This is a genomic window from Cobetia sp. PS-4MA (genome assembly GCF_057670765.1).
Window position 1 is genome coordinate 302,605 of sequence record NZ_CM173107.1, and the last position, 24,161, is coordinate 326,765.

At 63.0% G+C, this 24,161-nt stretch carries 20 protein-coding genes and 5 tRNA genes; 12 read left to right on the top strand and 13 right to left on the bottom strand.

What is annotated here, in order from left to right; genetic code table 11:
* Window positions 1–102: 102 nt before the first annotated feature.
* The gene (gene bfr, locus AC26AR_RS01380; protein ID WP_077378759.1) at window positions 103–582 is read left to right on the top strand and encodes a bacterioferritin; all 480 of its coding nucleotides are present in this window, start codon (window positions 103–105) and stop codon (window positions 580–582) included.
* 95 nt (window positions 583–677) lie between these two features.
* Here bfr and AC26AR_RS01385 read toward each other — a convergent pair whose 3' ends face one another.
* The 8 genes from AC26AR_RS01385 to bufA2 form a co-directional block, all read right to left on the bottom strand.
* A complete protein-coding gene (locus tag AC26AR_RS01385; RefSeq protein WP_488107429.1) occupies window positions 678–1,799 on the bottom strand; it encodes a 5-(carboxyamino)imidazole ribonucleotide synthase in 1,122 nt (373 codons plus the stop codon).
* 3 nt (window positions 1,800–1,802) lie between these two features.
* Entirely contained in the window at window positions 1,803–2,321 is a 519-nt protein-coding gene (gene purE, locus AC26AR_RS01390; protein ID WP_077378762.1) for a 5-(carboxyamino)imidazole ribonucleotide mutase, read from the bottom strand.
* Between the two features lie 223 nt (window positions 2,322–2,544).
* Window positions 2,545–2,802: a DUF1653 domain-containing protein gene (locus tag AC26AR_RS01395; RefSeq protein ID WP_240499615.1), complete on the bottom strand. Its 258-nt coding sequence runs from the start codon at window positions 2,800–2,802 to the stop codon at window positions 2,545–2,547.
* A 48-nt stretch (window positions 2,803–2,850) separates the two neighbouring features.
* Entirely contained in the window at window positions 2,851–3,714 is an 864-nt protein-coding gene (gene tcdA, locus AC26AR_RS01400) for a tRNA cyclic N6-threonylcarbamoyladenosine(37) synthase TcdA (protein WP_077379348.1), read from the bottom strand.
* 156 nt (window positions 3,715–3,870) lie between these two features.
* Complete coding sequence (locus tag AC26AR_RS01405; protein ID WP_077379350.1) at window positions 3,871–4,662, bottom strand: pseudouridine synthase; 792 nt, start codon at window positions 4,660–4,662, stop codon at window positions 3,871–3,873.
* Window positions 4,663–4,900: 238 nt separating this feature from the next.
* Window positions 4,901–5,794, bottom strand: coding sequence for a DNA-binding domain-containing protein (locus AC26AR_RS01410; RefSeq protein ID WP_284728526.1), 894 nt, complete (start codon window positions 5,792–5,794; stop codon window positions 4,901–4,903).
* Window positions 5,791–6,741, bottom strand: a complete 951-nt coding sequence (gene bufB / locus AC26AR_RS01415; RefSeq protein WP_191236505.1) for an MNIO family bufferin maturase — start codon at window positions 6,739–6,741, stop codon at window positions 5,791–5,793. Before bufB ends, AC26AR_RS01410 begins: the two co-directional genes overlap by 4 nt.
* A gap of 153 nt (window positions 6,742–6,894) precedes the next feature.
* Window positions 6,895–7,167, bottom strand: coding sequence for a BufA2 family periplasmic bufferin-type metallophore (bufA2, locus tag AC26AR_RS01420; protein WP_240499614.1), 273 nt, complete (start codon window positions 7,165–7,167; stop codon window positions 6,895–6,897).
* Window positions 7,168–7,474: 307 nt separating this feature from the next.
* Between bufA2 and AC26AR_RS01425 the strand changes: the two genes are divergently transcribed.
* A complete protein-coding gene (locus tag AC26AR_RS01425) occupies window positions 7,475–9,973 on the top strand; it encodes a fatty acid cis/trans isomerase (RefSeq protein WP_303567432.1) in 2,499 nt (832 codons plus the stop codon).
* A gap of 98 nt (window positions 9,974–10,071) precedes the next feature.
* Here the strand turns inward: AC26AR_RS01425 and fnr are convergent, their stop codons facing one another.
* The 4 genes from fnr to AC26AR_RS01445 form a co-directional block, all read right to left on the bottom strand.
* Window positions 10,072–10,821 carry a fumarate/nitrate reduction transcriptional regulator Fnr gene (gene fnr / locus AC26AR_RS01430; protein ID WP_077378772.1) on the bottom strand — a complete coding sequence of 250 codons (750 nt, stop codon included), beginning with the start codon at window positions 10,819–10,821 and terminating at the stop codon, window positions 10,072–10,074.
* A gap of 356 nt (window positions 10,822–11,177) precedes the next feature.
* Window positions 11,178–11,456, bottom strand: coding sequence for a hypothetical protein (locus AC26AR_RS01435; RefSeq protein ID WP_084209417.1), 279 nt, complete (start codon window positions 11,454–11,456; stop codon window positions 11,178–11,180).
* Window positions 11,453–12,112 (bottom strand): cbb3-type cytochrome c oxidase subunit II, encoded by a 660-nt coding sequence (locus tag AC26AR_RS01440; protein WP_488107430.1) that lies wholly within the window; start codon window positions 12,110–12,112, stop codon window positions 11,453–11,455. Before AC26AR_RS01440 ends, AC26AR_RS01435 begins: the two co-directional genes overlap by 4 nt.
* Window positions 12,109–13,548 carry a cbb3-type cytochrome c oxidase subunit I gene (locus tag AC26AR_RS01445; RefSeq protein WP_488107431.1) on the bottom strand — a complete coding sequence of 480 codons (1,440 nt, stop codon included), beginning with the start codon at window positions 13,546–13,548 and terminating at the stop codon, window positions 12,109–12,111. Before AC26AR_RS01445 ends, AC26AR_RS01440 begins: the two co-directional genes overlap by 4 nt.
* Window positions 13,549–13,698: 150 nt before the next feature.
* Here AC26AR_RS01445 and AC26AR_RS01450 point away from each other — a divergent pair, with 150 nt between their 5' ends.
* From AC26AR_RS01450 to AC26AR_RS01475, 6 genes are all read left to right on the top strand, one after another.
* Window positions 13,699–14,529: an alpha/beta family hydrolase gene (locus tag AC26AR_RS01450; protein WP_488107432.1), complete on the top strand. Its 831-nt coding sequence runs from the start codon at window positions 13,699–13,701 to the stop codon at window positions 14,527–14,529.
* A gap of 214 nt (window positions 14,530–14,743) precedes the next feature.
* Window positions 14,744–14,819, top strand: a tRNA-Val gene (locus AC26AR_RS01455).
* A gap of 77 nt (window positions 14,820–14,896) precedes the next feature.
* Window positions 14,897–14,973, top strand: a tRNA-Asp gene (locus AC26AR_RS01460).
* A gap of 40 nt (window positions 14,974–15,013) precedes the next feature.
* Window positions 15,014–15,090: transfer RNA gene (locus tag AC26AR_RS01465), tRNA-Asp, on the top strand.
* 50 nt (window positions 15,091–15,140) lie between these two features.
* Window positions 15,141–15,217 (top strand) — tRNA-Val (locus AC26AR_RS01470).
* Window positions 15,218–15,221: 4 nt separating this feature from the next.
* Window positions 15,222–15,298: transfer RNA gene (locus AC26AR_RS01475), tRNA-Asp, on the top strand.
* Between the two features lie 158 nt (window positions 15,299–15,456).
* Here the strand turns inward: AC26AR_RS01475 and AC26AR_RS01480 are convergent.
* Window positions 15,457–16,572 (bottom strand): AraC family transcriptional regulator, encoded by a 1,116-nt coding sequence (locus AC26AR_RS01480; protein ID WP_488107433.1) that lies wholly within the window; start codon window positions 16,570–16,572, stop codon window positions 15,457–15,459.
* Between the two features lie 318 nt (window positions 16,573–16,890).
* Between AC26AR_RS01480 and AC26AR_RS01485 the strand changes: the two genes are divergently transcribed.
* From AC26AR_RS01485 to AC26AR_RS01500, 4 genes are all read left to right on the top strand, one after another.
* The gene (locus tag AC26AR_RS01485; protein WP_488107434.1) at window positions 16,891–18,918 is read left to right on the top strand and encodes an FAD-dependent oxidoreductase; all 2,028 of its coding nucleotides are present in this window, start codon (window positions 16,891–16,893) and stop codon (window positions 18,916–18,918) included.
* 218 nt (window positions 18,919–19,136) lie between these two features.
* Window positions 19,137–20,252, top strand: a complete 1,116-nt coding sequence (locus tag AC26AR_RS01490; RefSeq protein ID WP_488107435.1) for a 1-aminocyclopropane-1-carboxylate deaminase/D-cysteine desulfhydrase — start codon at window positions 19,137–19,139, stop codon at window positions 20,250–20,252.
* A gap of 211 nt (window positions 20,253–20,463) precedes the next feature.
* The gene (locus AC26AR_RS01495; RefSeq protein ID WP_103751481.1) at window positions 20,464–21,504 is read left to right on the top strand and encodes a threonine aldolase family protein; all 1,041 of its coding nucleotides are present in this window, start codon (window positions 20,464–20,466) and stop codon (window positions 21,502–21,504) included.
* A gap of 682 nt (window positions 21,505–22,186) precedes the next feature.
* Entirely contained in the window at window positions 22,187–24,109 is a 1,923-nt protein-coding gene (locus AC26AR_RS01500; protein ID WP_077378796.1) for a PrkA family serine protein kinase, read from the top strand.
* Window positions 24,110–24,161: the final 52 nt, after the last annotated feature.

The following is a 24,161-nucleotide window of genomic DNA, read 5'->3' on the forward strand; positions in this document are numbered from 1 at the left end:
GCGAGTGCCTGAGACGCCTCACCCCCGACGGCCCCTGACACCGGCATGCATGCCGGTCGCCGACAACAACGAGACCGCACCGGACAAGAGAGGAATGGCGACATGAAAGGCGATCCCAAGATCATCGAGCATCTCAACACCATACTGGGCAACGAGCTGGTAGCCATCAATCAGTACTTCCTGCATGCGCGCATGTACAAGGACTGGGGGCTCAAGCGCCTGGCCAAGTGGGAATATGACGAGTCCATCGAAGAGATGCGTCATGCGGACACCCTGATCGAGCGCATCCTGTTCATGGAAGGCCTGCCCAACCTGCAGGACCTCGGCAAGCTGCGTATCGGCGAGAACACCAAGGAAATGCTCGAGTGCGATCTGGCGCTGGAGCACCAGGCACATGGTGATCTGAAAGAAGCGATCGCCTATGCCGAGCAGGTTCGCGATTACACCTCACGTGATCTGTTCCGCAAGATCCTCGACGACGAGGAAGAGCATATCGATCACCTGGAGACCGAGCTGGGTCTGATCGAGAAGGTCGGTATCGAGCTCTACCTGCAGAAGCAGATCCATCACGAGATCGACTGATTCCAGGCGCGGCTTTCCAGGTCGTGACAGGAACGAAAACGCCCCCGCTGCCATCGGCAGCGGGGGCGTTTTGTCTTCAGTGGCGCAGAACCGGCTTACTTGCCCAGGTCATTGACCAGCAGCGCCTCGACGGCTGCGATGCGCGCGTCGAGACTGGCCTGGTCGGCGGCCAGCACCGTGATGTGACCGATCTTGCGACCGGCTCGCGGTGCCTTGCCGTAGTCATGCAGGCGAGCACCGGGAATGGCCAGCACGGCATCGCGCTCTGGCATGCGCCCGATGATGTTGAGCATCGCGCAGGGGGCCAGCAGGGCTGTCTCGCCCAGCGGCAGGCCGGCGACGGCTCGCAGATGGTTCTCGAACTGGCTGGTGACCGCGCCCTCGATGCTCCAGTGACCGGAGTTGTGCACGCGCGGGGCGATCTCGTTGGCCAGCAGGCGCTCGCTGCCGTCCGCTTCCTTGACCACGAAGAACTCGAAGGCCATCACGCCCACGTAGTCGAGTTCGTGCATCACCTTGAAGGCAGCCGCTTCGGCCTCGGCCTGCAGGTCATGCGCGGCCAGCGGTGTGGCGCAGTGCAGGATGCCGCTGCGGTGCTCATTGCGGGACAGCGGCCAGGCGCGTGTCTCACCGTCACGACCGCGTACCGCGATCACCGAGACCTCGTGATCGAAGGCGATGAAACCTTCGAGAATCAGCGGCACGCTGCCGAGTTCGGCGAAGGTGTCGGCCACGTCCGCCATCTCGCGCAGCACCTTCTGACCCTTGCCGTCGTAGCCCAGCGTACGTGTCTTGAGGACGGCAGGCAGGCCGATGGTGGCCACCGCGCTTTCCAGATCGGCCTGGCTGTCGACCAGCGCCAGCGGCGGCACCTCGATGCCCAGACGCATGAACAGCGACTTCTCGTTCCAGCGATCCCGTGCGGTATCCAGCGCGCCGGCCGGGGGATAGGTCGGACGCTCTGCCGCCAGGCGCTCGACGGCGTCGGCGGGCACGTTCTCGAACTCGAAGGTGATGGCATCGGAGGCCGCCACCAGCTGTGTCAGAGCGGCGTCATCCTGCCAGTCGGCGCGCAGATGATGGCCATGCACGCGGCCACAGGGCGAGTCGGCGGGATCAAGAAAGGTGAAGCGGGTATTGAGGGCGGCACCAGCCTGAGCCAGCATGCGACCCAGCTGACCACCACCGACGATACCGAAGCGGATCGGCTCGCTCATGATTCACTGGCCTCCATGCGACAGGCTGGGAGCATCGGGACGCGGGTCCGGATTGTCCAGCACGCGGTCGGTCTGCTCGGCGCGGAAGTTGATGAGCGCCGTGCGGATGGCCGGATACTTGTTGGCCAGCTGGCTGGCAGCCAGCAGCGCCGCATTCACGGCACCGGCACGACCGATGGCCAGGGTGCCGGTGGGGATGCCGGCGGGCATCTGCACGATGGAGAGCAGAGAGTCGACGCCAGACAGCATGCTGGACTGCACCGGCACGCCCAGCACCGGCAGCCAGGTCTTGGCGGCACACATGCCCGGCAGGTGGGCGGCGCCACCGGCTCCGGCGATGATGACCTCGAGACCACGCTCCGCGGCGGTGTCGGCATAATCGAACAGCAGGTCAGGCGTGCGATGGGCAGAGACGACCTTGACCTCGTGTTCGATCCCCAGGGCTTCCAGGGTCTCGACCGTATGGCACATGGTCGCCCAATCCGATTTTGATCCCATGATGACACCAACCAGTGCGCTCATGCTTCCTCCGCTCTTGACGTGGTATGAACCAGCTCACAGCCACCGCCAGCGCATGCTGGACGGCCCGCTGTGTGGGCGTGGTCGAGGTGGCCGGGCCGTGATGGCCGGTCCCACCTCAATGCGTATGTCTGGAAAAACAAGCGGCGCAGTATAGCACCGAGCCTGAGAGGCGGCATGCACCTGTCCGGTCGGTCAGCTTATGGGCGCCACCGACCGGCGAGGCTCAGCAGGACCATTGCGTGACCAGCGCGAAACGCGGCACTGGCTCGCCCTGGATCTCGACATTCTCCATGAACATGCTCAGTGGGCGCACCCACAGGCCACATTCGCCGTAGAGGGCGCGGTAGACCACCAGCAGCTCTTCCGTCTCGCTATGACGACTGGTGCCGATCACCTCGTATTGCGCGCCCTTGTAGTGGCGGTAGAGCCCCGGCACGGGACGATTCTCGGGCAGCGGCGGCATGGGAGGCAGCTCTGACATGATGATTTCCTTGATGGGCAAGACAGTTGGCGCGGTTGCCCGGCGCGATCAGGCGTCGGGCGCGGGCTTGAGAGCGTTGGCCGGCGTGGCCTTGGCACCGCGGCGTGCGATGCGCGCCAGGGCGCGCGCACTGGCGGTGAAGCCGAAGCTTCCGGTGACGAAGGTGGCGGCGCCGAAGCCGCCGGCGCAATCCAAACGCGTGGCGCTGTCGCCGGGTTTGGTGGCGCAGACCTCGCCATCGGCACCGGGGTAGGTCAGCTGCTCGTCGGAGTAGACGCACTCGACATCGAAACGGCGCTTGAGATTGCGACTGAAATGGTAGTCGCGGCGCAGCAGGGAGCGAACGCGCGCCAGCAGCGGGTCCTGCTCGGTACGGGCAAGATCCGCGATCTGGATGCGTGTCGGGTCGAGCTGGCCACCGGCACCGCCCGTCACGGTCAGCCCCAGCTTGCGACGCTTGCACCAGGCGATCAGCGCCGTCTTGGCGGGCACGCTGTCGATGGCATCGATGACGTGATCCAGCTCATCGTGGATCAGCTCGGCCAGGTTGTCCGGGGTGACGAAGGCCGAGATGGCGTGAATCTTCATCTGCGGTGCGATCAGCTGGCAGCGCTCGGCCAGCACCTCGACCTTGGGACGGCCGATCTGGCCATCCAGCGCATGCAGCTGACGATTGACGTTGGAGACGCAGACGTCGTCGAGGTCGATCAGCGTCATCTCGCCGATGCCGGAGCGTGCCAGCGCCTCGGCGCTCCAGCTGCCGACCCCGCCGACACCGACCACCGCGACATGCGCGTGACGGAAGTGGGCGAAGGCGCTGGCGCCGTAGAGGCGACGAATGCCGCCGAAACGGAAGTCGTAATCGTCCGCCGCCGGTGCCTCGGCGTCGGTGGCGAAGAAATCCGCCAGCATGCGTTCGCTGGCAGAGGGCGCGGCGTCCGAGAGAGAGGCCGTGTGGGCCGCTGGCTCATTCAGCGGAATGTCGTCAGGGGTAGTGGTCATGCGCAGCTCATGCTTTCCAGGGACGTTGAATGCAGATGGCGAAGCGTGTTCGCGGGTGCCCGGTCGTCATTCGGGCAAGTCGTCTGTGGGCCGGCCAGCCAGGTCGCTTTCGGGGCGTTCGGCCTGGTGGATGGCATGGCGCTCCGGCAGATGCCCCAGCCAGCCAAAGCGCGCCAGCAGGGCAGCGTAGGCGCCATCCGGTGGGCATGAAAGACGCAACCAGCCACCCTCGGGGTGCGGCAGTTCCAGTCCGACCGCCGCCAGCAGCAGACGCGGACATTCCAGGGTCGAGGCGAAGTAACGATTGTAGTTGCCCTTGCCGTGCCTGGCATCTCCGATGATGGGGTAGCCACGGCGCGACAGGTGCCGACGAATCTGGTGTCGACGGCCGGTCAAGGGACGTGCCTCCACCAGCGAGAAGCGTGACTGGGGGTAGCGGTCGATCGCGACGGGCAGCTCGACCTGCGCCAGTCGGCGGATGTCGGTGATGGCTTCCTGCTCCGGCATCTGGGCCTTGGGCAGGCGACCCTCTTCCTTGCGCAGGCCGTAGTCCAGGCGCTCCTGTTCGGGAGCGACGCCACGCACCACGGCCAGATAGCGTTTGCTGACCTGCTGTTCCTCGAAGGCGGCGCTCAGCTTGCGGGCGGCTTCCGGAGAGAGGCCGAAGACCATCAGCCCGGAGGTCGGGCGATCGAGACGATGCACCGGGAAGACGTGCATGCCGATCTGGTCACGCAGGCGCTGCAGCAGAAATTCCGTCTCATGCTTGTCGATGGGGCTGCGATGCACCAGCAGGCCAGAAGGCTTCTGCACCACCACCAGCACGTCATCCTGAAACAGGATGTCGAGTGGCAAGATGGGCTCGGCCTCGTGAGCCGGGTCAGCATCGAGGGGCGCCGACACGAGTGGTCGAGACGTCACTGACGCGTCGCAGGGCAGGCCATCGGGGGAAGAGGGCAGATCATGGGAAGAAGGGGGCATGGGCATCACGGCAGCAGGAAGACGAAAGCCGATCACCAAGGGGGTGATCGGCGTGTATTGTCCGGCTTTCCTGGCTGGCTGTCATGTCCGGTCTGTTGCAGGAGGGGGCGCCGCCTCAGGCAATACGGTCTGAGGTATGGCGGCTGGCTCGTCCGGTGTCTTCGGGACGTATCAGCATGCCGGCCGGTATCCATTGCACCAGCAGGTTGATGGCGGCGCCCGGCGCTGCCTCGGCGCCGACTTCAGGGGCTAGCAACTCTCCCAGTGAGGCGAAGCTCAGGCCGTCATCACCGGCAGAGAGAATGGCGTTGAGCACCAGCGCTTCCAATGGCTCGAGAGAGCGATAGTGCACCTCGGGTGCGCCCTCGGTGGGCTGACGCCAGACGATCCATGGCGTGGGGATGTCGCTCTCGACCGGCGCACGTGGCGGCTCGTCATTGTCGATGGATTTCCAGATGGCCGGCGTATCGAAATGAAAGGCGAAGTGATGCAGTGACGGATGGGCTGCCAGTCTCAGCGTCGGCCAGTCTTGCGGGGCGAGCCCTTGCAGGGTCTCGACGCTGAGCGGCGCGATCTCCTCGGCATCCAGTGCCAGCCCCAGTGCCCATTCGAAGGCCGCCATCTCGGTGACCAGCGAACGCCGGGGTTCGCGCGCGGCCACGAAGGCCGGAAAGTGCTGGCCTGCCCAGCGGATCGAGTAGTGGCTCGGCGGATGGGCATTGAGGTACTCGCGACACAGCAAGCCGAAGGCATCATCGCCAATCAAGGTGTGCACGGCCTCGAAATCACCGCCGAAGACATCGAACAGGCGCAGGCGGTAAGCCGTGGCATAGATGCCAAGGCGCTCCTCGGCACTGGCCAGCTCATCGCTGATGACAGCCTGTGCCGCGATGCTGCGGGTGTCGGGTGACGGCGCGACCAGATAGGCGGCGGTGGCGTCCTGAAGCTGGGTCAAGGCGCGGCGATCGAACTGTGATGCTGTCGTCGCTGTGGTCGATGCATGCGTCATGCGTGCAGCCCCCCATTCATTGCCGCCGCGACAGTCCGGGTCGGTTGATCGTCGGCCAGCGGGCGACCACTGCGGCGACGCAGCTCGGCATATTCTTCCATCAGTTCCGACCATGGCGGGAAGTTGTCATCGCGCTCGATCATGGTGGCAACATCGCCGAAGCGCTCGCGTGCGGCGTCATACAGCGACCACACGGCATCCGGGACGGGTTGGTCGTGGGTGTCGATGCACAGCTCACCGCCAGACACGTCCTGCCTGATGTGCCCGGCGAGATGGTGCTGCCAGACACGCTCCGCCGGCATGGCATCCAGATAGGCCAGCGGATCGAAGTCATGATTGTGGCTGGAGACGATGACGTTGTTCAGGTCGAGCAGGATCAGGCAATCGGCACGGCGGCTGACCTCGGCCAGAAACTCCCATTCGCTCATCTCGTCGGGCTGCCAGGTCAGGTAGCTGGAGACGTTTTCCAGCACTAGCTGGCGCCCGAGCGCGTTCTGGACCTGGTCGATGCGCTCGGCCAGGTGCGTGATGGTGGCCTCGGTATAGGGCAGAGGCAGCAGGTCATGGAATTGATGCGCGCCGGTGCGGGTCCAGCACAGGTGATCGGAGACCCACATCGGTTCGATGCGCTCACACAGTGCGCGCAGCTCGCGCAGATAGCGGGTGTCGATGGGATTGCTGCCACCGATGGATAGCGAGACGCCATGCAGGGCGATGGGATAGTGCTCGCGGACTCGCTCAAGAAAGTGCAGCGGCTTGCCGCCGGCACTGACGCCGTCGGAGTCGATGAATCCGGGGCCCATGTAGTTCTCGCTGATGGCCTCGAACCAATCGATATCCGGCAGTGTCGTCAGAATCTCGTGGTAGTACTCAGGACGTAGCCCTAGCCCTTGACCGGCACCCGAGGTGGCAGTGGCAGGCTGGTGACTCCGGGAAGCTGTCGTCATGAGTGACTCCTTTTCCATGGCATGGCAGGCAGTGCCTGCATTGGCAGTGTAGACCTGATGCAACAACGGGAGGACGGCATGCCGTCCTCCCGTTGCGTCCAGGGACTCCTGGCGACACCGTTACCTGGGTGACGGTGCCCTCATCTCGAGTGCTCAGCTCTTGCCGGAGATGACTTCGCCGCCAGCGCCGACACAGGATTCGGCACTTGCGGTGTAGGACCAGCCCTGACCCTTGCAGGCATTGTGGCCCTTGCAGGCGCTGGTGGCGGTGGCGCACTCGGAGGTGCCCTTGCAGGAGTTGATGCCGGAGCACTTCACGGCGTTGTCAGCCGCCTGCACGGACATGGAGGTCAGGGCGGCGGTGGAGAACAGTGCAGCGGCAGCAGCGGCAAAGGTGGCGGCAGTCACGGTCTTCTTCATGGTCATGATGGTTTCCTTTCGGGCGAGCCCGTTTTTTCTGGTTGTTGAGCAAGGTTCGATGCAGATATCCACCCGGCCAGTCAGGTCTCGTTGCCGGGTCATTGAGTCTTACGTCGCCGGCGTGAAGGTGGATGCACCGCGGCTCGAGAATTTGACCGGGAGCGCGAAAACCCTCTGAAAGACGCTATTCTGCTCGTGGCATACTGTGTGCCTGTCATGTCTTCTGTGCTCTGTCGAAGCAGTGTGCAGCGGGCCCTGCCTGCCTCATGGCCGATCCGTCCATCGGTCTCGTACTCTGCTTATGGAGCCTTGCATGCTGAACTCCCTTCGACGCCTGTGGCATACCCCGCGCTGGCGCTGGAGCATCCTCGTCATCCTGTTGCTGGGAGGATGTAGCGCCGTCACCGTGCATCAGCTGGATGCGCGTTTCGGGACGCCCGAGCCACGCGATCGCGTCGTGTCCGGCGATAGTCTGGCGGGGAGGCATTGGGAAGATGAGGTCAAGCCGATCCTCGAGACGCGTTGCGTGGTCTGCCATGGCTGCTATGACGCCCCGTGCCAGCTCAAGATGTCCTCGGCGGCCGGGATCGACCGCGGTATCAATCCCGCTCCTGTCTATGACGGCACCCGCTTGCTGGCGGCCAATCTGACGCGTCTGTTCGAGGATGCCGACAGCACCGCTGAATGGCGTGACATGAACTTCTCGCCGGTGCTCAACGAGCGCAACGACTCAGCACTCGCCAATCTGGAAGGCAGTGTGCTGTTCCGCTCGCTGAGCCAGAAGCGCAAGCAACCCCTGCCGGTGACGGAGGAAGGCCTGCTGCCGGAAGACCGCTTCGATCTGTCGCTCAATCGCAGTCAGGTGTGCGCGCCCATCGAGCGCTATGATGCCTTCGCGGAAGATCATCCGGACTGGGGCATGCCGTATGCGCTGCCGCAGATCAGTGATGAGGAGCACCGTACGCTGGTCAACTGGTTGGCGCAGGGCTCGCCGATGACCGAGGTGCGCCCGGTGTCTGAGGTCCTGGTGCCACGGATTCAGCAGGTGGAAGCCTTCCTCAATGGTGACAGCCTCAAGCAGCGGCTGATGAGTCGCTACATCTACGAGCACCTCTTCCTGACCCACCTGTATTTCCCGGAAGCGAAGGGGGCCAATGGCCGGCCGATCTTCTTCTCGCTGGTGCGCTCCAGCACGCCGCCCGGCGAGCCCATCCAGCGCATCTCCTCGCGCCGCCCCTATGACGCTCCCTACGCCGCCTATCCCGGAGATGGTCGTGACGTCATGCCGCATGACGAGGCCGGGCGCCCTCGCGTCTATTACCGTCTATGGCAGGAGCGCTCGACGATCCTGGCCAAGAATCATCTGCCCTATTCGCTGAGTGACGCGCGCCTGGAGCGCTGGCAGTCGCTGTTCCTCGCGCCGGACTATACGGTGGATGACCTGCCTGGCTATGACCTCAAGACGGCGTCCAATCCCTTCCTGACGTTCGAGGCGATCCCTGCCGAGTCACGTTACCGCTTCATGCTGGATGAATCGCAGAACACCATCATGGGCTTCATCAAGGGGCCGGTCTGTCGTGGCCAGGTGGCCGTGGACGTCATCAATGACCACTTCTGGGTCAGTTTCACCGATCCATCACTGTTCAGCCTGCCGCAGGTCGAGCGCACCCTGGCACGGGAGGGCGAGAATCTCAGCCTGCCTGCCGAGCAGAGCAGCAATGCATTGCCCATCTCCTCGTGGATCAAGTTCGAGCGCAAGCAGCAGGCCTATCTGCAGGCCAAGCAAAAGCTGATGATGCAGGCCTACGAGGACGGCAATCTGCGTCTGGACATGCAGCTGTTGTGGGACGGCAGCGGCTGGCAAGGCGGCGAGGGTGGCGATCACAACCCCAATGCCGCCCTGACGGTCTATCGTCACTTTGACAATGCCGCCGTGATGAAAGGGCTGGTCGGCAATGTGCCCAAGACGGCCTGGGTGATCGATTACCCGATGCTTGAGCGCATCCATTACCTGCTGGTGGCCGGCTTCGATGTCTATGGCAACCTCGGCCACCAGCTGACCACGCGCCTGTACATGGACTTCCTGCGCATGGAAGGCGAGAACAACCTGCTGGCGCTTCTGCCTGCCGGCGAGCGTCAGGCAGTGCATGACAGCTGGTATCAGGATGTGGATTCTGGGCTGGAAAAGCTGCTGTTCAAGAAGCCGCCCCAGTTTGATGCCCCGAGCGATATCGTCTGGACACCGGGAGAGCTTTCCTCACCGGAGAAGGCGCGCATTGGGTTGATGCGCCGCCTGCGCGAGCGCCTGGCGCCGGAACTTGTCCACGAGCGTAGCCTGGAAACGCTGGAGGATGATGCCGTGCGCCGCGAATTGAAGGCCTTGAGCGAGGTGAGTGGTCTGGCGGCCAGCCTGCTGCCGGAAGTCACCATCATTGCGCTGGAACGGGAGGGAAGCGAGCACCCACAGTTGTTCAGCGTGCTGCGCAACTCGGCTCATGCCAACATCACCAGTCTGTTCGATGAGGAAGCCAATCGGCGTCCTGAGCGCGATACGCTGGATGTGCTGCGCGGCGTGGCCGGGGATTATCCGAACGCCTTCTGGCATCTGACACCCGAGTCGCTGCAGGGATTGGCACGGCGGGTCGCCGTGCTCAAGGATGAGGCGGATTATCGACAGCTGATGGCCGATATCGGAGTGCGGCGCACCGACCCACGCTTCTGGCAGTTCTCGGACAGCGTGCTGCGTGCCAATTATGCGGATCGTCCCGTCGAGGCCGGGTTGCTGGATTACAACCGTCTGCAGAATCGCTGAGCGTCTCCGAGCCGCCTGGCGCTGTCTGGAAAACACGAAGGCCCGCCACATGAGGATGTGGCGGGCCTTCGTGGTGAGAGAGATGGCATCACGGGCGTTCAGCGACCGCCCTGACACTCTCCTTCTGCCAGCTCGATCAGGCCATCCAGGTGCAGGATATGGACCTCGCGGGCCTGGATATCCACCAGCCCCTGAGCCTGGAAACGCGTCAGGATACGGCTGATGGTTTCCACGGCCAGTCCCAGGTAATTGCCGATGTCGGCGCGGGACATGGAAAGACGGAAACTGTATGGCGAATAGCCGCGGCGACGGAAGCGCTGAGAGAGGTTGACCAGGAAGCTGGCCAGACGCTCATCTGCCGTCTTGCGCGACAGCAGCATCATCATCCGACGATCCTCATGCAGCTCCTTGCTCAGGCTCTTGAACAGCTGGGTGCGCAGTTCCGGCAGTTGGGCGGAAAGCGCATCGAGGCGATCGAAGGGAATCTCGCACACGGTCGTGGTCTCGAGTGCCACGGCGCTGCCGGGGTAGGCATTGCTGTCGATGGCATCCAGTCCAGCCAGCTCGCTGGGCAGGAAGAAACCGGTGAGCTGCTCCGTGCCACTGTTCTCGGTGTTGATCTGTTTCAGGCTGCCTGAGCGCACCGTGAAGACGCAGTCGAAGGGCTCGCCCTGGGTGAAGAGAACCTCGCCCTTTCTGAGCGGCGCGCGGCGCCGAATGATGGAGTCGAACTGGTCGATGGCTTCCATGTTCAGTGCCAGCGGCAGACACAGTGAGCTGAGCGAGCAGGTCTGACAGCGTGCTTCATGCGCACGCAATCGATGGGATGCCGTTGTCTGGGCCGTCATGGTGACTCTCCTGGGGCATTACGCCGAAACTCGTGGGGAGCGGGTTTCGGGTGGGGGTGTCCGGGTGCGACACCTGGTACAGGGCGATTCCATGGTCCTGTACGGAGAGGCAGCATCCTCATGGACTGAGTCGCTGCTGCCTGTCGGTGCTGTCCGTCAATGATACCTGTCAGGCGCACTTCCCAGAACGGGTCCCCGTCCTGTGGGGCGGGATGTGAAGTGCTCCGTGAATCGCGCGCATTATATTAGATAATTCTGATTTTGTCGTGATGTCCTGCATGACTCTAGACGCAGAACCTCCCGAAGGGGCAGGTTGCGACGCCCTGCCTCATCCGACTCGGGAGAGCCAGGTGACATCATCCACTCAAGGACATGACGATCTGCCCCATGCTGACCAGCAGTGTGAGCAGAAACAGCAGACTCCAGACCAGCGGCAGCGGCCTGTCCGGCTGAGGGGTGCCGTCAATGCGGTGTTCGTCGCCTGGCCCATCTCCCTGCAGGTCATCATCGGGTGAGGTGCTGCGCGAGCGAAGCCCGACAAGCAACAGCGTGCAGAAGGCCAGGCTGCCCAGCGTGAGCATGCTGATCCATGCCTGCCAGAACAGTGGCAGATCGACGTTTGCCAGCAGGTTCATGGTGCAGCTCCTGTCGTCAGTGTCAGTGTGGCGAGTGTCTCCCCTGTCGGGTCGGGTATTGTCGCGGATGAGTGCCGAGGGGGATCCGTCTGTTGAAGATAGGCCAGCAGAGCGGTCGCCTCGGCCTTGCCGCGTACCCGGGCGGGTGCCGCGAGGATCTCGTCGTCTCGGTAGGGCACGCCAAGCGCCTGCAGGGCCCGCATTCGCTCGGCGACACCCTCGCCGCTCAGGGCGTGCTCGAACAGCCAGGGGTAGGCCGGCATGCTGGAATCCGCCACCTTGTGGCGCGGCGAGTACAGGTGCAGGCGTTGCCAGGCCTCATCATGTTCCGCCGGGAGGCGGCTCAGGTCAGGGCCATGACGAGCGTTGCCCCACAGGGCCGGTCGCTCCATGAGGTGGCGGGAGGCGGCGTCCCGGCTTGCATGGCGTGCCTGGTCTCCCGGCAGATCCCGCACCATTCGGGTATGGCATTGCTGGCAGCCTTCCCGCAGGTAAAGACGCTGTCCCTCCAGCGCCAGCGCATCCAGCGGTGTCACTTCTTGCCTTGCCTCCTGAAACCCCAGAGGCAGCAACTGGGCCAGCGCGCCGACACTTGCCGCCATCACGCAGAGCGCGGCCATCAGGCCCGGATGCCGTTCGAGCAGTACGTGTCTCATGCCGGTGTCCTCCCCCGAGCGTGTGAATGCCCGATGTGGTGACGAGCCTGCTGGGTAGAGGGGCGCGTGATGGGTCGGCGGGAGGCGCGCAGGAGATACGCTGCCATCAGAAGCAGGCCGAGTGCCCAGCAACTCAGCCCCGCCAGCGTCATCAGCATCGGCGGGCGAGCCACCGCCAGGACGTCGGCGAGGGAGTGCAGCGGTTGTCCCTCTGCGTCTACGGCATGCCACAGGCTGCCCTGCAGCAGGGTGGTGGTCCAGCTGGCAACGATGCAGAGCAACGTGCCGGCGATGGCCAGCCAGGCGTGGGTCATGATCAGCGCCGAGGGTGCTTCAGGCAGCCGCAGACGGTAGAGCATGAGCACGCTGACCAGACCGATGACGCCCAGTGTGCCGGCCGGCGAGAGGCTGCCGGCGGCGCTGAAGGTCATGTCGTTGAGCGGGGCGATGGACAGTGCCACATGCTCCATCACGCTGATGGCCAGAAAGAGCAGGGCCGCGCCGAGCAGGCAGGTCTGAGGATGATGGCGCAGGGAGGGCCAGTCCGCCTTGATGGTCAGCAGGCCGTTGAGAGGAATGGCCAGTCCCGGCGCCAGCAGCAGGAGCCCCATCGCCATTCCCAGCGCCTGGCTCCACTGGGGCAGGGCGCTGGCATGCAGCAGCGCCGCGCCGCTCCAGGGCAGCAGCAATACCAGCAGCCAGAAGCTGATGATGGCCAGACGGTGAGAGTGAAGGGGCTGGCGGGTCAGTCCCGAGAGTGCCTGATACGCCATGGCAATGAAGCCCAGTGCCAGCATGCCGCCGGGCAGCATTCCCTTCTGCCAGCTCTGCAGCAGCGCGTCCAGACTGCCTGAGAACATGGGTAACGATGTCAGCGGGCCCAGGGGCACCGCCAGTGACAGCAGGGTATGCTGCATCAGTATCATCACCAGACAGCCAATGAAGCACCAGCCAGCCACGGGCAGGCGCGCTGTCGGTCCTGCCTTCCAGTTGACATGGAAGAGCCACGCGACCGCGATCCACACTGCCAGCATCAACAGGTTGAGTGGCCAAGGATATTCGGATTGGCCATGCCCCGACGCGAAGCCCGCGGCAATCGATATGCTGCCAAGCACGAGAATCGTCTGCCAGGCCTGCAGCGTGAACCGATGGAGACGCCGCTGGCCTGGCCGGGCTTGCGTGTCATGATTGACCAGTGAATACAGGCTGGCAATCAATGCCGAGCCGCCGAGGCCGAAGAGCAGCAGATGCTGTTGCACAATGGCGAGACGGCCATGGCTCAGCCAGGCGATGGGCGGGGCCAGGGTTGGCCACAACTGCACGGCGGTCAGCCATGCCGCCAGCAATAGACTGACGGCGCCTGAAAGAATGGCCGTCGTGCCAAATTGGCGAATCACCTCGTGAGAGGCGCCTGCTCCATCAGGTGCTGTGCCCATGTCATGACCTCATCATGCAGTGAACAGCGATGTGCTCTCCTGAAGAGAGCACGACTCACGAGACGATTCAGCATTCATTTCAGCTACCAGGGAGGACACTGAGTGTCTCTTGTCACTTCATCATCGGACGAAGATCGGGATGCGTCCAATGTGGCGGCCGTTCCCACCCCCTACGCCGAGGAAGGTTTCAAGGTCGCTTCCTTTGACGCCATCGCCGATGAGCTGGAAAAGCGTCTGGAGCTGTCAGAGGAGGCGTTGGCGGCGCGCGGTCCCTGGCGAGGCTGGGTGGCCTCGTTCGGTCCGCTGGAGATTCATGGCAGCCCTCGGCAGGTGATTCTGCTGCATGCCCATGGGGCGGGCGCCGGACGCGAGACCGATTTCCATCAGCGGTTCGGCAAGGCCTGTGCACACCAGGGGGCGGCATGGCTGGGATTCGACTTCGCCTACCTCGTCAAGATGCGCTGCGAGGCACGCCGTCGTCCGCCGCCGCGGCTGCCCGGGCTGATCGAGGAAATGACGCGCTGGCATGAGGCGCTGGCTGCCAGTCTTGCCGCCAGAGCGTCTCTGGCGACATGCCCGGTATTGCTTGGTGGCAAGTCCATGGGGAGTCGCGTGGCCTCGCATGTGATGCAGGGGCTGGAGGGGCGAGGCATGCCAGCCCCCTCATCAGGCCCACGTCGAATGTCGCCCCTGGGCTGGTATGCGCTGGGCTATCCCTTTCACCCGACCGGCAAGCCGGACACGCTGCGAACCGAGCATCTGGCGGCCATTGATGCCCCGGGCGTGATCTGCCAGGGCACGCGAGATCCCTTTGGTCATCGCGAGGAAGTCGAAGGTTACGGATTGCCATGCACTATCAGCCTGCATTGGCTGGAGGATGGCGAGCATGATTTCAAGCCTCGCAAGGCGAGCGGCAAGACGCGTGAGGGACTGATTCGCTCAGCGGTGGCAGCGATCCTTGCACACCCTGCATTGCGCTGATGGGTGTCAATCCATGAGCGACACGAATTTTCTCCCTCGTGGCATCCTGATGTCAGAATGTTGACACAATGCTGATGGTTGCTGGGCTACAGGTGAGTGGTGCTGGGAAAATCCAGTCTTATCAAGACCCTGTCGAGGAGTATTCTGAAACTTCCTGTAAAAAAAGTATTGACTCATGGGGCGGATTCCGTAGAATGCAGCGCCAACGAGACAGGGGTGGTTAGCTCAGTTGGTAGAGCACCAGCCTTACAAGCTGGGGGTCACTGGTTCGAACCCAGTACCACCCACCATTTGAAAAAAGTTATTGCTTATCAAAGCGTTACTTGATTAAATGGCCTGGTTCGTCAGCAGAAGCAAACGTTGCAGTGGACTGGTAGTTCAGTTGGTTAGAATGCCGGCCTGTCACGCCGGAGGTCGCGGGTTCGAGTCCCGTCCAGTCCGCCACTACCGTTTGTCATGCGCCCGATGTTGAGTTGTTCTGAATGGACTGGTAGTTCAGTTGGTTAGAATGCCGGCCTGTCACGCCGGAGGTCGCGGGTTCGAGTCCCGTCCAGTCCGCCATTCAGAATGACGCGATGTCACCGCTGCTTGCAGCAAGGATCGTCTGTGTTGGGTGATTAGCTCAGTTGGTTAGAGCACAAGCTTCACATGCTTGGGGTCACTGGTTCGAATCCAGTATCACCCACCAATGTGGACTGGTAGTTCAGTTGGTTAGAATGCCGGCCTGTCACGCCGGAGGTCGCGGGTTCGAGTCCCGTCCAGTCCGCCACTCGATCTACAGAATTCGTGAAACCCGAGCCCTCGTGCTCGGGTTTTCGCGTTTCTGGCCAGCAAGTTGCTCGTTGTTGCCTTCCTCGTTGTTGCCTTCCTCGCTGTTGCCTTCCTTCTGGACGTCTCCTCGTCTCCCGTTCGACCCTTTTTCGTGTTTCAGGTCCGTGAGCTATCCGTTCGGCTGGATGCGCGGTGCTGTCTGCGCCATGCACCCGGTGGTTTGGCGTGCCAGCGCTTGCAGGCGTGCTGGAAGCTTTCCGGACCGGCAAATCCCAGTACCCAGCTGATTTCCTTCAGGCTCAGATGGGTGTCACGCAGATAACGCTCGGCCAGTGCGCGGCGTGTGTCATCCAGCAGCCCCTCGTAGTGCCAGCCTTCGGCGGCGAGTCGTCTGGCCAGGGTACGCGGGTGCAGATTGAGGGCCGCTGCGATCTCGTCGCGTCCGGGTGCGCGCCCCGAAAGCCGCATGGCAATGGCACGTCGTGTGCGTGACAGCGTGTCATGAGGGCCCTGACGGCTCTCCAGTCGCTCCGTGATCTGTTGACGAAGCTGGGCAAAGGCGACCGGTGCTGCCTGCACGGTAGGGGCGTTCAATACTCTGTCTGGCAGCCACAGCCGATTGCGGCCTGTCGCGAAGTGCAACTGGCTCGCAGGCAGGCCCAGGCGTCGGGCATATCGCCAGCGCCAGCGCTTCTCCATCTGCTCATGCATATCGTCTGGTGAGGGGGTGAGCGGAGAGCTGTCCTCCGGCGAGCGGGGGATCGTGTAATCGATCTCGAGCGATGCATCGCTCAAGGCATCGCCACTCAGCTGGCGAGCCAGATGCCACCAGCCTCCCAGCACGCTGTCGACCACGAAGCGGTTGTAGGCATTGTAGGGAGCGAGGGAGTAGAAGTTCAGCCAGCCGCCGGTGGCCTGGCGCTTGAAATGGCCATGCCCACGACTGTTGTCGCTGTAAAGTGCCTCAGCCTCGCACAGCAACGTCAGTCCTGCCGCCAGAGTGGGGGCGCAGGCACACGCAAGTCCGGGGAGCAGAAAGTCTCCCGGGCGAATCTGAGCGGCCATCTCCAGGCCGAACAGTTCATCACCGCTGGCAGTGATGGCGGCATGGCCCAGTCGCATGTAGCGAGCGATGCCGATCCGGGCATCTCCGTCGTCCGGCAGCGGCCAGCCCGTGTAGGGCTGCATGATGGGCTCGGCGTGCACGTTGCGCGCGTCCAGGGCACGTGCAACGAGGTGCGCCAGGCTGACCGAGACTTCTCCTAATTGCATGGGGCTGGCTCGTGTCGAGAGGTCGGGGAGACAAGCGCGAGGCTTGCCGTCGGCCGGATATTGCTCAGGGCATGTCCTGCAAGGATATCAATGTGTCCTACAGGCGCATTGAGTGCAAGCGACGATGCACTACACTGAGCGTATCGAGATTCATACGACTGTTTGCCTTGGGTGTGCGTCGCCCTGACGTGTCTACCGCCAACGTGCACGAGCAACGCAAGGCGACAAGATGACAATGACGACCTGATGAGTTCCGCGTACTGGTGTCCCAGGGTCCGGTTGACGGCCACGCCAGTGCGACGGCAAGGAGCAAGCGCCATGACTGCCTATCCGAATATCTTCCGTCCGCTGAAGGTGGGACACATCACGCTGAAGAATCGCGTGCTGATGGGGTCGATGCATACCGGGCTCGAGGAAGCTCCCAATGGCTTCACGCGCCTGGCGGCCTTCTATCGCGAGCGTGCCCGTCATGGTGTCGCCCTGATCGTCACGGGAGGGATCGCCCCGAACCCGGAGGGCGCGGTCATGCAGGGGGCGGCCAAGCTGACCACCTCGCAGGAGGCGCAGCGTCATCGTGAAGTGACCGATGCCGTGCATGCCGAGGACGGGCGGATATGCCTGCAGATCCTGCATGCCGGTCGCTATGCCTATTCTCCGGATCAGGTCGCGCCATCTGCCATTCAGGCCCCGATCAACCCCTTCATGCCGAGGGCGCTGAGCACCGAGGAAGTGAAAGGCCAGATCGCGGATTATGTACGCTGTGCCACCCTGGCACGCGAAGCGGGCTATGACGGTGTCGAGGTGATGGGGTCCGAAGGGTACTTCATCAACCAGTTCATCTGTCGACGGACCAACCAGCGTGAGGATGAATACGGTGGCAGCTTCGAGAATCGCATCCGTCTGGCGGTGGAGATCGTCGCGGGCATCCGCGCGGCGCTGGGCGAGGATTTCCTGATCATCTATCGGTTGTCGATGCTGGATCTTGTCGATGAGGGCAGCACCTGGAGCGAGGTGGTCGCGTTGGGCAAGGCCATCGAGGCGGCCGGTGCCAGCCTCATCAATACCGGGATCGGCTGGCATGAGGCACGAGTGCCCACCATCGTCACCAGTGTGCCGCGTGCCGTCTTCACCGGACTGACCCAGCGCATGAAGGCGGAGCTCAGTCTGCCGCTGATCACCACCAATCGCATCAACATGCCGGACGTGGCCGAGTCGGTACTGGCGGAGGGACATGCCGACATGGTGTCGATGGCGCGTCCGTTCCTCGCTGACCCGGCGTGGGTCAGCAAGGCGCAGGCGGATGATGCCGCGATCATCAACACCTGCATCGCCTGCAACCAGGCGTGTCTTGATCACACCTTCCAGATGAAGCTGACCTCATGTCTGGTCAACCCGCGAGCCTGCCACGAGACCGAGATGGTGATCGAGCCTGCCCGCCGCGTGCGGCGTGTCGCCGTGGTCGGAGGTGGTCCAGCAGGTCTGTCGGCGGCCGTCACCGCGGCAGAGCGTGGTCATGAGGTGGTGCTGTTCGAGGCGCAGGCGGAAGTCGGCGGGCAGTTCAATTTCGCGCGCCGCATTCCGGGCAAGGAGGAGTTTGACGAGACGCTGCGCTACTTCAACGAGGCGCTGGCACGCAATGGTGTCGAGGTTCGGCTCAATACGCGTGCCACCGCGGAGATGCTGGCAGCGTTCGATGCCGTGATCCTGGCCAGTGGCGTGCGTGCGCGTACGCCCGCGATTCCCGGTATCGAGGAGGGCATCTCGCGTGGCCAGGTGCTCAGTTATGGCGAGGCGATTCGTGCTCCGGAGCGAGTGGGGCGACGTGTGGCGCTGGTCGGTGCGGGAGGCATCGGGTTCGATGTGGCGGAGTTGATGACGCATCGTGAGCCGTCACCCTCGCTGGATGGCGAGCTGTGGTGCGAGGAGTGGGGGGTGGATCTCTCGGTCAGCACCGCCGGCGGTCTCAAGACACCGATGCCCGGCGAGAGCCCTCGTGAGGTATGGCTGCTGCAGCGCAAGACCTCCAAGCCGGGCAAGCATCTGGGCAAGACGACCGGCTGGGTGCACCGGGCCACCCTCAAGCAGCGCGGAGTCAAGATGGTGGCGGGCTGCGATTATCAGTCCATCGATGCCGAGGGGATGACCGTCAGCATTGATGGCAAGGTCCAGCATCTGGCGCTCGACAGTATCGTGCTGTGTGCCGGCCAGGAGTCGGTGCTGGAGCTCAAGGCGCCCCTGGAGGCGGCAGGGATCGAGCTGCACATCATCGGTGGCGCCGATGAAGCCGCTGAGCTGGATGCCAAGCGCGCCATCGCGCAGGGCACCATGGCGGCCGCAGCCCTCTAGCCCGCTCCCGGGAGTCTCGGCTGGCCGGGGCGCCTTTCGTGGCGGAGCGAGTGTCGGCGAGATGGGGATATTCAGCGTTGAGTTGAGCCGAAGCTCTGCCTAGACTGAGAGTGGCCATCACGGCCGTCGTGTCTGCGTGACAATGACGGCCGTGATGGCCTTGTCGTCTCTCCGCCTTCTGCCGTTCTCACGGCGCATCACCACGATGGGACTCGCTCATGTCATCGCACGCAGCCGCTTCTCGCCAATCCACCGACGAGACTCTGCCGCCGGATGGCGCCACGGTCCTGTCCGCGCCTCAAGGTGCGCTCTCCTCTCCTGCTGCTGTCGCGTCTTCAGCGACTGTCACGGCCTCGCCGATCGCCTCGCTCGATGCCGACTCCTCATCGGCAGGGGGCGGCCTGGAAGCACTGCTCGAGTTGTTCACCCTGCCACGGGTGGAGCGCCTTGACTGGCGCGTGGCCCGCGAGGCTGGGGTGGTGGTCGAATGCCTGCGGGCCGATACCCTGGATGCCGAGATATCCGGCAACAAGGCATGGAAGCTGCGCCTGCCACTGGCGCGAGCGCTCAGCGAGGGGCGAGGCATCATCAGCTGTGGCGGCGGCTGGTCGAATCACCTGCATGCTCTGGCGGCTGCCGGGGCGCGTCTGGGGGTGGCGACGCATGGCCTGGTGCGTGGGCATCCGGAAGCTCCGCTGACGCCGACGCTGAAGGATGCCATGGCCAACGGCATGCACCTGAACTTCATCTCACGGGCGGAATACAAACAGCGCGACCAGCCCGGGTTCTCTGCCCGCTTCAGTGATGCGCTGTGGGTGCCGGAAGGTGGGGGCAGCGTGGAGGGGGTGGCGGGGCTCGAGCCGTTGGCACAGGCGCTGGTGACACCTTGCAACGGAGAGCCGGCGCCCCAGCTGGTACTGATGGCCTGCGGCAGCGGGACCACGCTGGCGGGTGTTCTGAGCGCGCTGGGGGAGCGTGATGGTCTGCGGGTGATTGGCGTCCCGACCATGAATCACGGAGATCAGCTCTATCACCGTGTGCGTCGTCTGCTGGCCCGGAGCGGCGGCAGTGAGCAGAAGACACCGGAGTGGGGGCTGTGGTTGGGAGCGCAGGCGGGCGGCTTCGCCAAGGCACCCGCCTGGTTGATCGACTTCATCCAACGCTTCGAGGCCGAGACCGGGTTGCAGGTCGAGCCGGTGTATACCGGCAAGTTGTTTGCCTCACTGGCCCACCACCTCGCCAATGGGATGATCGCCCCCGGGACTCGTGTACGGGTTCTGCATACGGGCGGTCTGCAGGGGCGCAGAGGGTACCCGGCTCTCGATGCTGCCTGAGGGATTTTCCTGCATGGCCGTCCCGTCGTGATGGTCGCGTCGGATCATGGCTGGCGGCGGCATGCAGCGCTGTTATGATGGGATTTCTACTGTGGTGCCTGCCATCCTGGGTACCGCGTTCGTTTCATCGGGCAAGGTGACCCCTTGCTCTGCTCTGGATACTCCCATGACGACTGACGCCCTCGCCACGACCCGCTCCGCGGCCACTGACATCGATGACACCTGTACATCACGTTTTCTGGCCAGTGACAACACGTCCGGTATCTGCCCCGAGGCGATGGCATACATGATGCGAGCCAATCAGGATGATGATCTCGCCTATGGCAACGACCGCTGGACTCAACAGGTGACGGACAGCTTCCGTCAGCTGTTCGAGACCGAGTGCGAGGTATTCTTCGTCTTCAATGGCACGGCGGCGAATTCCCTGTCGCTGGCGCATCTGTGTCAGTCCTATCACAGCGTCATCTGCCATGAACTGGCCCATATCGAGACTGACGAATGCGGAGGGCCGGAGTTCTTCTCCAATGGCTCCAAGCTGCTCAATGCGCCGGGTCCGAATGGCAAGCTGACGCCTGAAGGCATCGAGCGACTGGTCACCAAGCGCAGTGATATCCATTATCCGCGTCCGCGTGTCATCTCGCTGACCCAGTGCACCGAAGTCGGCACCGTCTATAGCCTGGAAGAGCTTCAGGCGATTCGCGAAGTGGCCGACCGTCATGATCTTCAGATCCACATGGACGGCGCGCGCTTTGCCAATGCTTGTGCCTCGCTGGGCGTCTCTCCGGCCGAGCTTACCTGGAAGGCCGGCGTGGACGTGCTGTGCTTCTCCGGTACCAAGAATGGGCTGGCGATGGGGGAGGCGGTGATATTCTTTGATCGCGAGCAGGCCCGTGACTTCGACTATCGCTGCAAGCAGGCCGGTCAGCTTGCCTCCAAGATGCGTTTCATCGCCGCGCCGTGGATGGGGCTGCTCGAGAATGACGTCTGGCTGGACAACGCACGTCATGCCAACACCATGGCGCAGTATCTGGCCGAGCGACTCGAGGCATTGGACGGCATCGAACTGCTGTTTCCCTGTGAGGCCAACAGCGTCTTTGCCAGCTTCCCCGAGCATGTGCTGACGGCGCTGCGTGAGCGTGGCTGGACCTTCTACACCTTCATCGGCGCAGGTGGCGCACGCTTCGTATGTTCCTGGAATACCAGTACGGATCTTCTGGATGCTCTGCTTTCTGATATCCAGAGTGCCCTGTAAGAAAGGGAGCTGAGAGTGACACTCTCGTAGCGTGTGCTGAAAAGTGAAAAAAAAGCCCATCGGCCATCCGATGGGCTTTTTTTTCATGAAGATTTTTCAGGACGTTGCGATGCGTCCATGCCCTTGCGGGGGTGTGACAAGGTCAGTGATCGCTACGGCCAAGGCTTCTGTCAGCAGTCGCCTCGTGGCCGCCCGCGTCGGCGGTTTCGCATGTCATCGATTCGCCTTCGGGTCGCCATCGAGTCGCTGGCGACACCTCGTGGGGCCGGATATGTGCAAGGACTGGCTGGCGAGACTCGCCGCTCTGTCCCTATTCTGAACGTGTGCTGCAGTGCGACGTGGCAGACATGGTGCCTTTCAGGAGGAGGGGCTTCAACGGCCACGAGGCGAGGCAATTCTTGCGCAACGGTGCGCTCGAGGAGGCGTCACTCCTGCCTCGTTCCAGATCGCGCTTGTCATGCAGGGACGAGGTTGTCCATTCGGGTGGCGAAAGTTCGTTGAATGCGGTGGGTCCATGTATTGGACACTCGCTACCTATATCGATCTATGCTGATAAACACGCCGAGGCAGTCACCTGAGCGCCAGCAGCGCGGGGCATCAAGTGACCTGGTACCACTGTCATCGTACAGGAGTGGCCCCGGCGATGGTCCCAGCGACCCCGAGTCGCGACAAGGAGGCTTCCATGAGCATCTTCGATCACGTGCAGAGCCGCTACGAGCGGGTCCAGCAAGAAGAGATGAGTCTCCAGGAGTACCTGGAGTTATGTCGGCAGGATCGTTCTGCCTACGCCAGCGCTGCCGAGAGAATGCTGGCGGCCATCGGTGAACCGGAGGTCATCGATACCGCCAAGGATCCCAGTCTTTCCCGGATTTTTTCCAACAAGCTGATTCGACGCTACCCCAGCTTCGCCGAGTTCTATGGCATGGAGGAGGCCATCGAGCAGATCGTGTCCTACTTCCGTCATGCGGCTCAGGGGCTTGAGGAGCGCAAGCAGATTCTCTATCTGCTGGGGCCAGTCGGCGGCGGCAAGTCATCGCTGGCCGAACGACTCAAGCTGTTGATGGAGCAGATTCCCTTCTATGCCATCAAGGGGTCACCGGTATACGAGTCGCCGCTGGGGCTGTTCTCGCTGGAAGAGGATGGCGAGGTGCTCGAGAAGGAATATGGCATCCCGCGCCGCTGCATGCGCAGCGCCATGTCGCCCTGGGCGGCCAAGCGTCTCAAGGAATATGGCGGAGATCTCAGTCAGTTCCGTGTCGTCAAGCTCTACCCATCCCGCCTGAACCAGATCGCCATCTCCAAGACGGAGCCGGGCGATGACAACAACCAGGATATTTCCGCGCTGGTCGGCAAGGTCGATATCCGTCAGCTTGAGCTCTATGCCCAGGATGATCCGGATGCCTACAGCTTCTCCGGCGGGCTGTGCAAGGCCAACCAGGGGTTGATGGAATTCGTCGAGATGTTCAAGGCGCCGATCAAGGTGCTTCACCCGTTGCTGACCGCGACTCAGGAAGGCAACTACAACCCGACCGAAGGCATGGGGGCGATTCCCTTCGATGGCGTGGTGCTGGCGCACTCCAATGAGAGCGAGTGGCAGGCCTTCCGCAACAATCGCAACAACGAGGCCTTCCTGGACCGCGTGTTCATTGTCAAGGTGCCCTACTGCCTGCGGGCCTCGGAGGAGGTGAAGATCTACGCCAAGCTGCTGGAGCACTCGTCGCTCAATCATGCGCCCTGTGCGCCAGACACCTTGCGCATGCTGTCCCAGTTCATCGTGCTGTCGCGCCTGCAGGAACCTGAGAACTCCAGTATCTATTCCAAGATGCGCATCTACGATGGCGAGAACCTCAAGGATACCGACCCTCGCGCCAAGTCGATCCAGGAGTACCGTGACAGTGCGGGGGTCGATGAGGGCATGGATGGTCTGTCCACGCGCTTTGCCTTCAAGATCCTCTCCAAGGTCTTCAACTTCGATGCCAGCGAGGTGGCTGCCAACCCGGTGCACCTGCTCTATGTGCTGGAGCAGCGCCTCGAGCAGGAGCAGCTGCCCAAGGAGACCCACGAGCGTTACCTGCGCTTCATCAAGGAGTATCTGGCCCCACGTTATGTCGATTTCATCGGCAAGGAGATCCAGACCGCCTATCTCGAGTCCTACTCCGAGTATGGCCAGAACATCTTCGATCGTTACGTGACCTACGCTGATTTCTGGATTCAGGACCAGGAATACCGTGACCCCGAGACTGGCGAGCTGCTCAATCGGCAGTCGCTCAATGAGGAGCTGGAGAAGATCGAGAAGCCGGCAGGCATCTCCAATCCCAAGGACTTCCGTCATGAGGTGGTCAACTTCGTGCTGCGCGCTCGCGCGCAGAACAACGGGATGAATCCGGGCTGGCAGTCCTACGAGAAGCTGCGTGCGGTGATCGAGAAGAAGATGTTCGCCAATACCGAAGAGTTGCTGCCGGTCATCTCCTTCAATGCCAAGGCATCGGCATCGGATCAGCGCAAGCATGAGGATTTCGTGGCGCGCATGGTGGATCGCGGATATACCGAGAAGCAGGTGCGTCTGCTGTCCGAGTGGTATCTGCGAGTGCGCAAGTCGCAGTAAGCCCTGCCGACTGACGACAGGCCTGCCGGCGGGCGTGATTGCCGCCGGCACT

What these genes read in the sequence shown, in the direction of transcription:
- bfr (WP_077378759.1), top strand. Translation starts at nt 103, where the DNA reads ATGAAAGGCGATCCCAAGATCATCGAGCATCTCAACACCATACTGGGC.
- AC26AR_RS01385 (WP_488107429.1), bottom strand. Translation starts at nt 1,799, where the DNA reads ATGAGCGAGCCGATCCGCTTCGGTATCGTCGGTGGTGGTCAGCTGGGT.
- purE (WP_077378762.1), bottom strand. Translation starts at nt 2,321, where the DNA reads ATGAGCGCACTGGTTGGTGTCATCATGGGATCAAAATCGGATTGGGCG.
- AC26AR_RS01395 (WP_240499615.1), bottom strand. Translation starts at nt 2,802, where the DNA reads ATGTCAGAGCTGCCTCCCATGCCGCCGCTGCCCGAGAATCGTCCCGTG.
- tcdA (WP_077379348.1), bottom strand. Translation starts at nt 3,714, where the DNA reads ATGCTGGCGGATTTCTTCGCCACCGACGCCGAGGCACCGGCGGCGGAC.
- AC26AR_RS01410 (WP_284728526.1), bottom strand. Translation starts at nt 5,794, where the DNA reads ATGACGCATGCATCGACCACAGCGACGACAGCATCACAGTTCGATCGC.
- bufB (WP_191236505.1), bottom strand. Translation starts at nt 6,741, where the DNA reads ATGACGACAGCTTCCCGGAGTCACCAGCCTGCCACTGCCACCTCGGGT.
- bufA2 (WP_240499614.1), bottom strand. Translation starts at nt 7,167, where the DNA reads ATGACCATGAAGAAGACCGTGACTGCCGCCACCTTTGCCGCTGCTGCC.
- AC26AR_RS01425 (WP_303567432.1), top strand. Translation starts at nt 7,475, where the DNA reads ATGCTGAACTCCCTTCGACGCCTGTGGCATACCCCGCGCTGGCGCTGG.
- fnr (WP_077378772.1), bottom strand. Translation starts at nt 10,821, where the DNA reads ATGACGGCCCAGACAACGGCATCCCATCGATTGCGTGCGCATGAAGCA.
- AC26AR_RS01435 (WP_084209417.1), bottom strand. Translation starts at nt 11,456, where the DNA reads ATGAACCTGCTGGCAAACGTCGATCTGCCACTGTTCTGGCAGGCATGG.
- AC26AR_RS01440 (WP_488107430.1), bottom strand. Translation starts at nt 12,112, where the DNA reads ATGAGACACGTACTGCTCGAACGGCATCCGGGCCTGATGGCCGCGCTC.
- AC26AR_RS01445 (WP_488107431.1), bottom strand. Translation starts at nt 13,548, where the DNA reads ATGGGCACAGCACCTGATGGAGCAGGCGCCTCTCACGAGGTGATTCGC.
- AC26AR_RS01480 (WP_488107433.1), bottom strand. Translation starts at nt 16,572, where the DNA reads ATGCAATTAGGAGAAGTCTCGGTCAGCCTGGCGCACCTCGTTGCACGT.
- AC26AR_RS01485 (WP_488107434.1), top strand. Translation starts at nt 16,891, where the DNA reads ATGACTGCCTATCCGAATATCTTCCGTCCGCTGAAGGTGGGACACATC.
- AC26AR_RS01490 (WP_488107435.1), top strand. Translation starts at nt 19,137, where the DNA reads ATGTCATCGCACGCAGCCGCTTCTCGCCAATCCACCGACGAGACTCTG.
- AC26AR_RS01500 (WP_077378796.1), top strand. Translation starts at nt 22,187, where the DNA reads ATGAGCATCTTCGATCACGTGCAGAGCCGCTACGAGCGGGTCCAGCAA.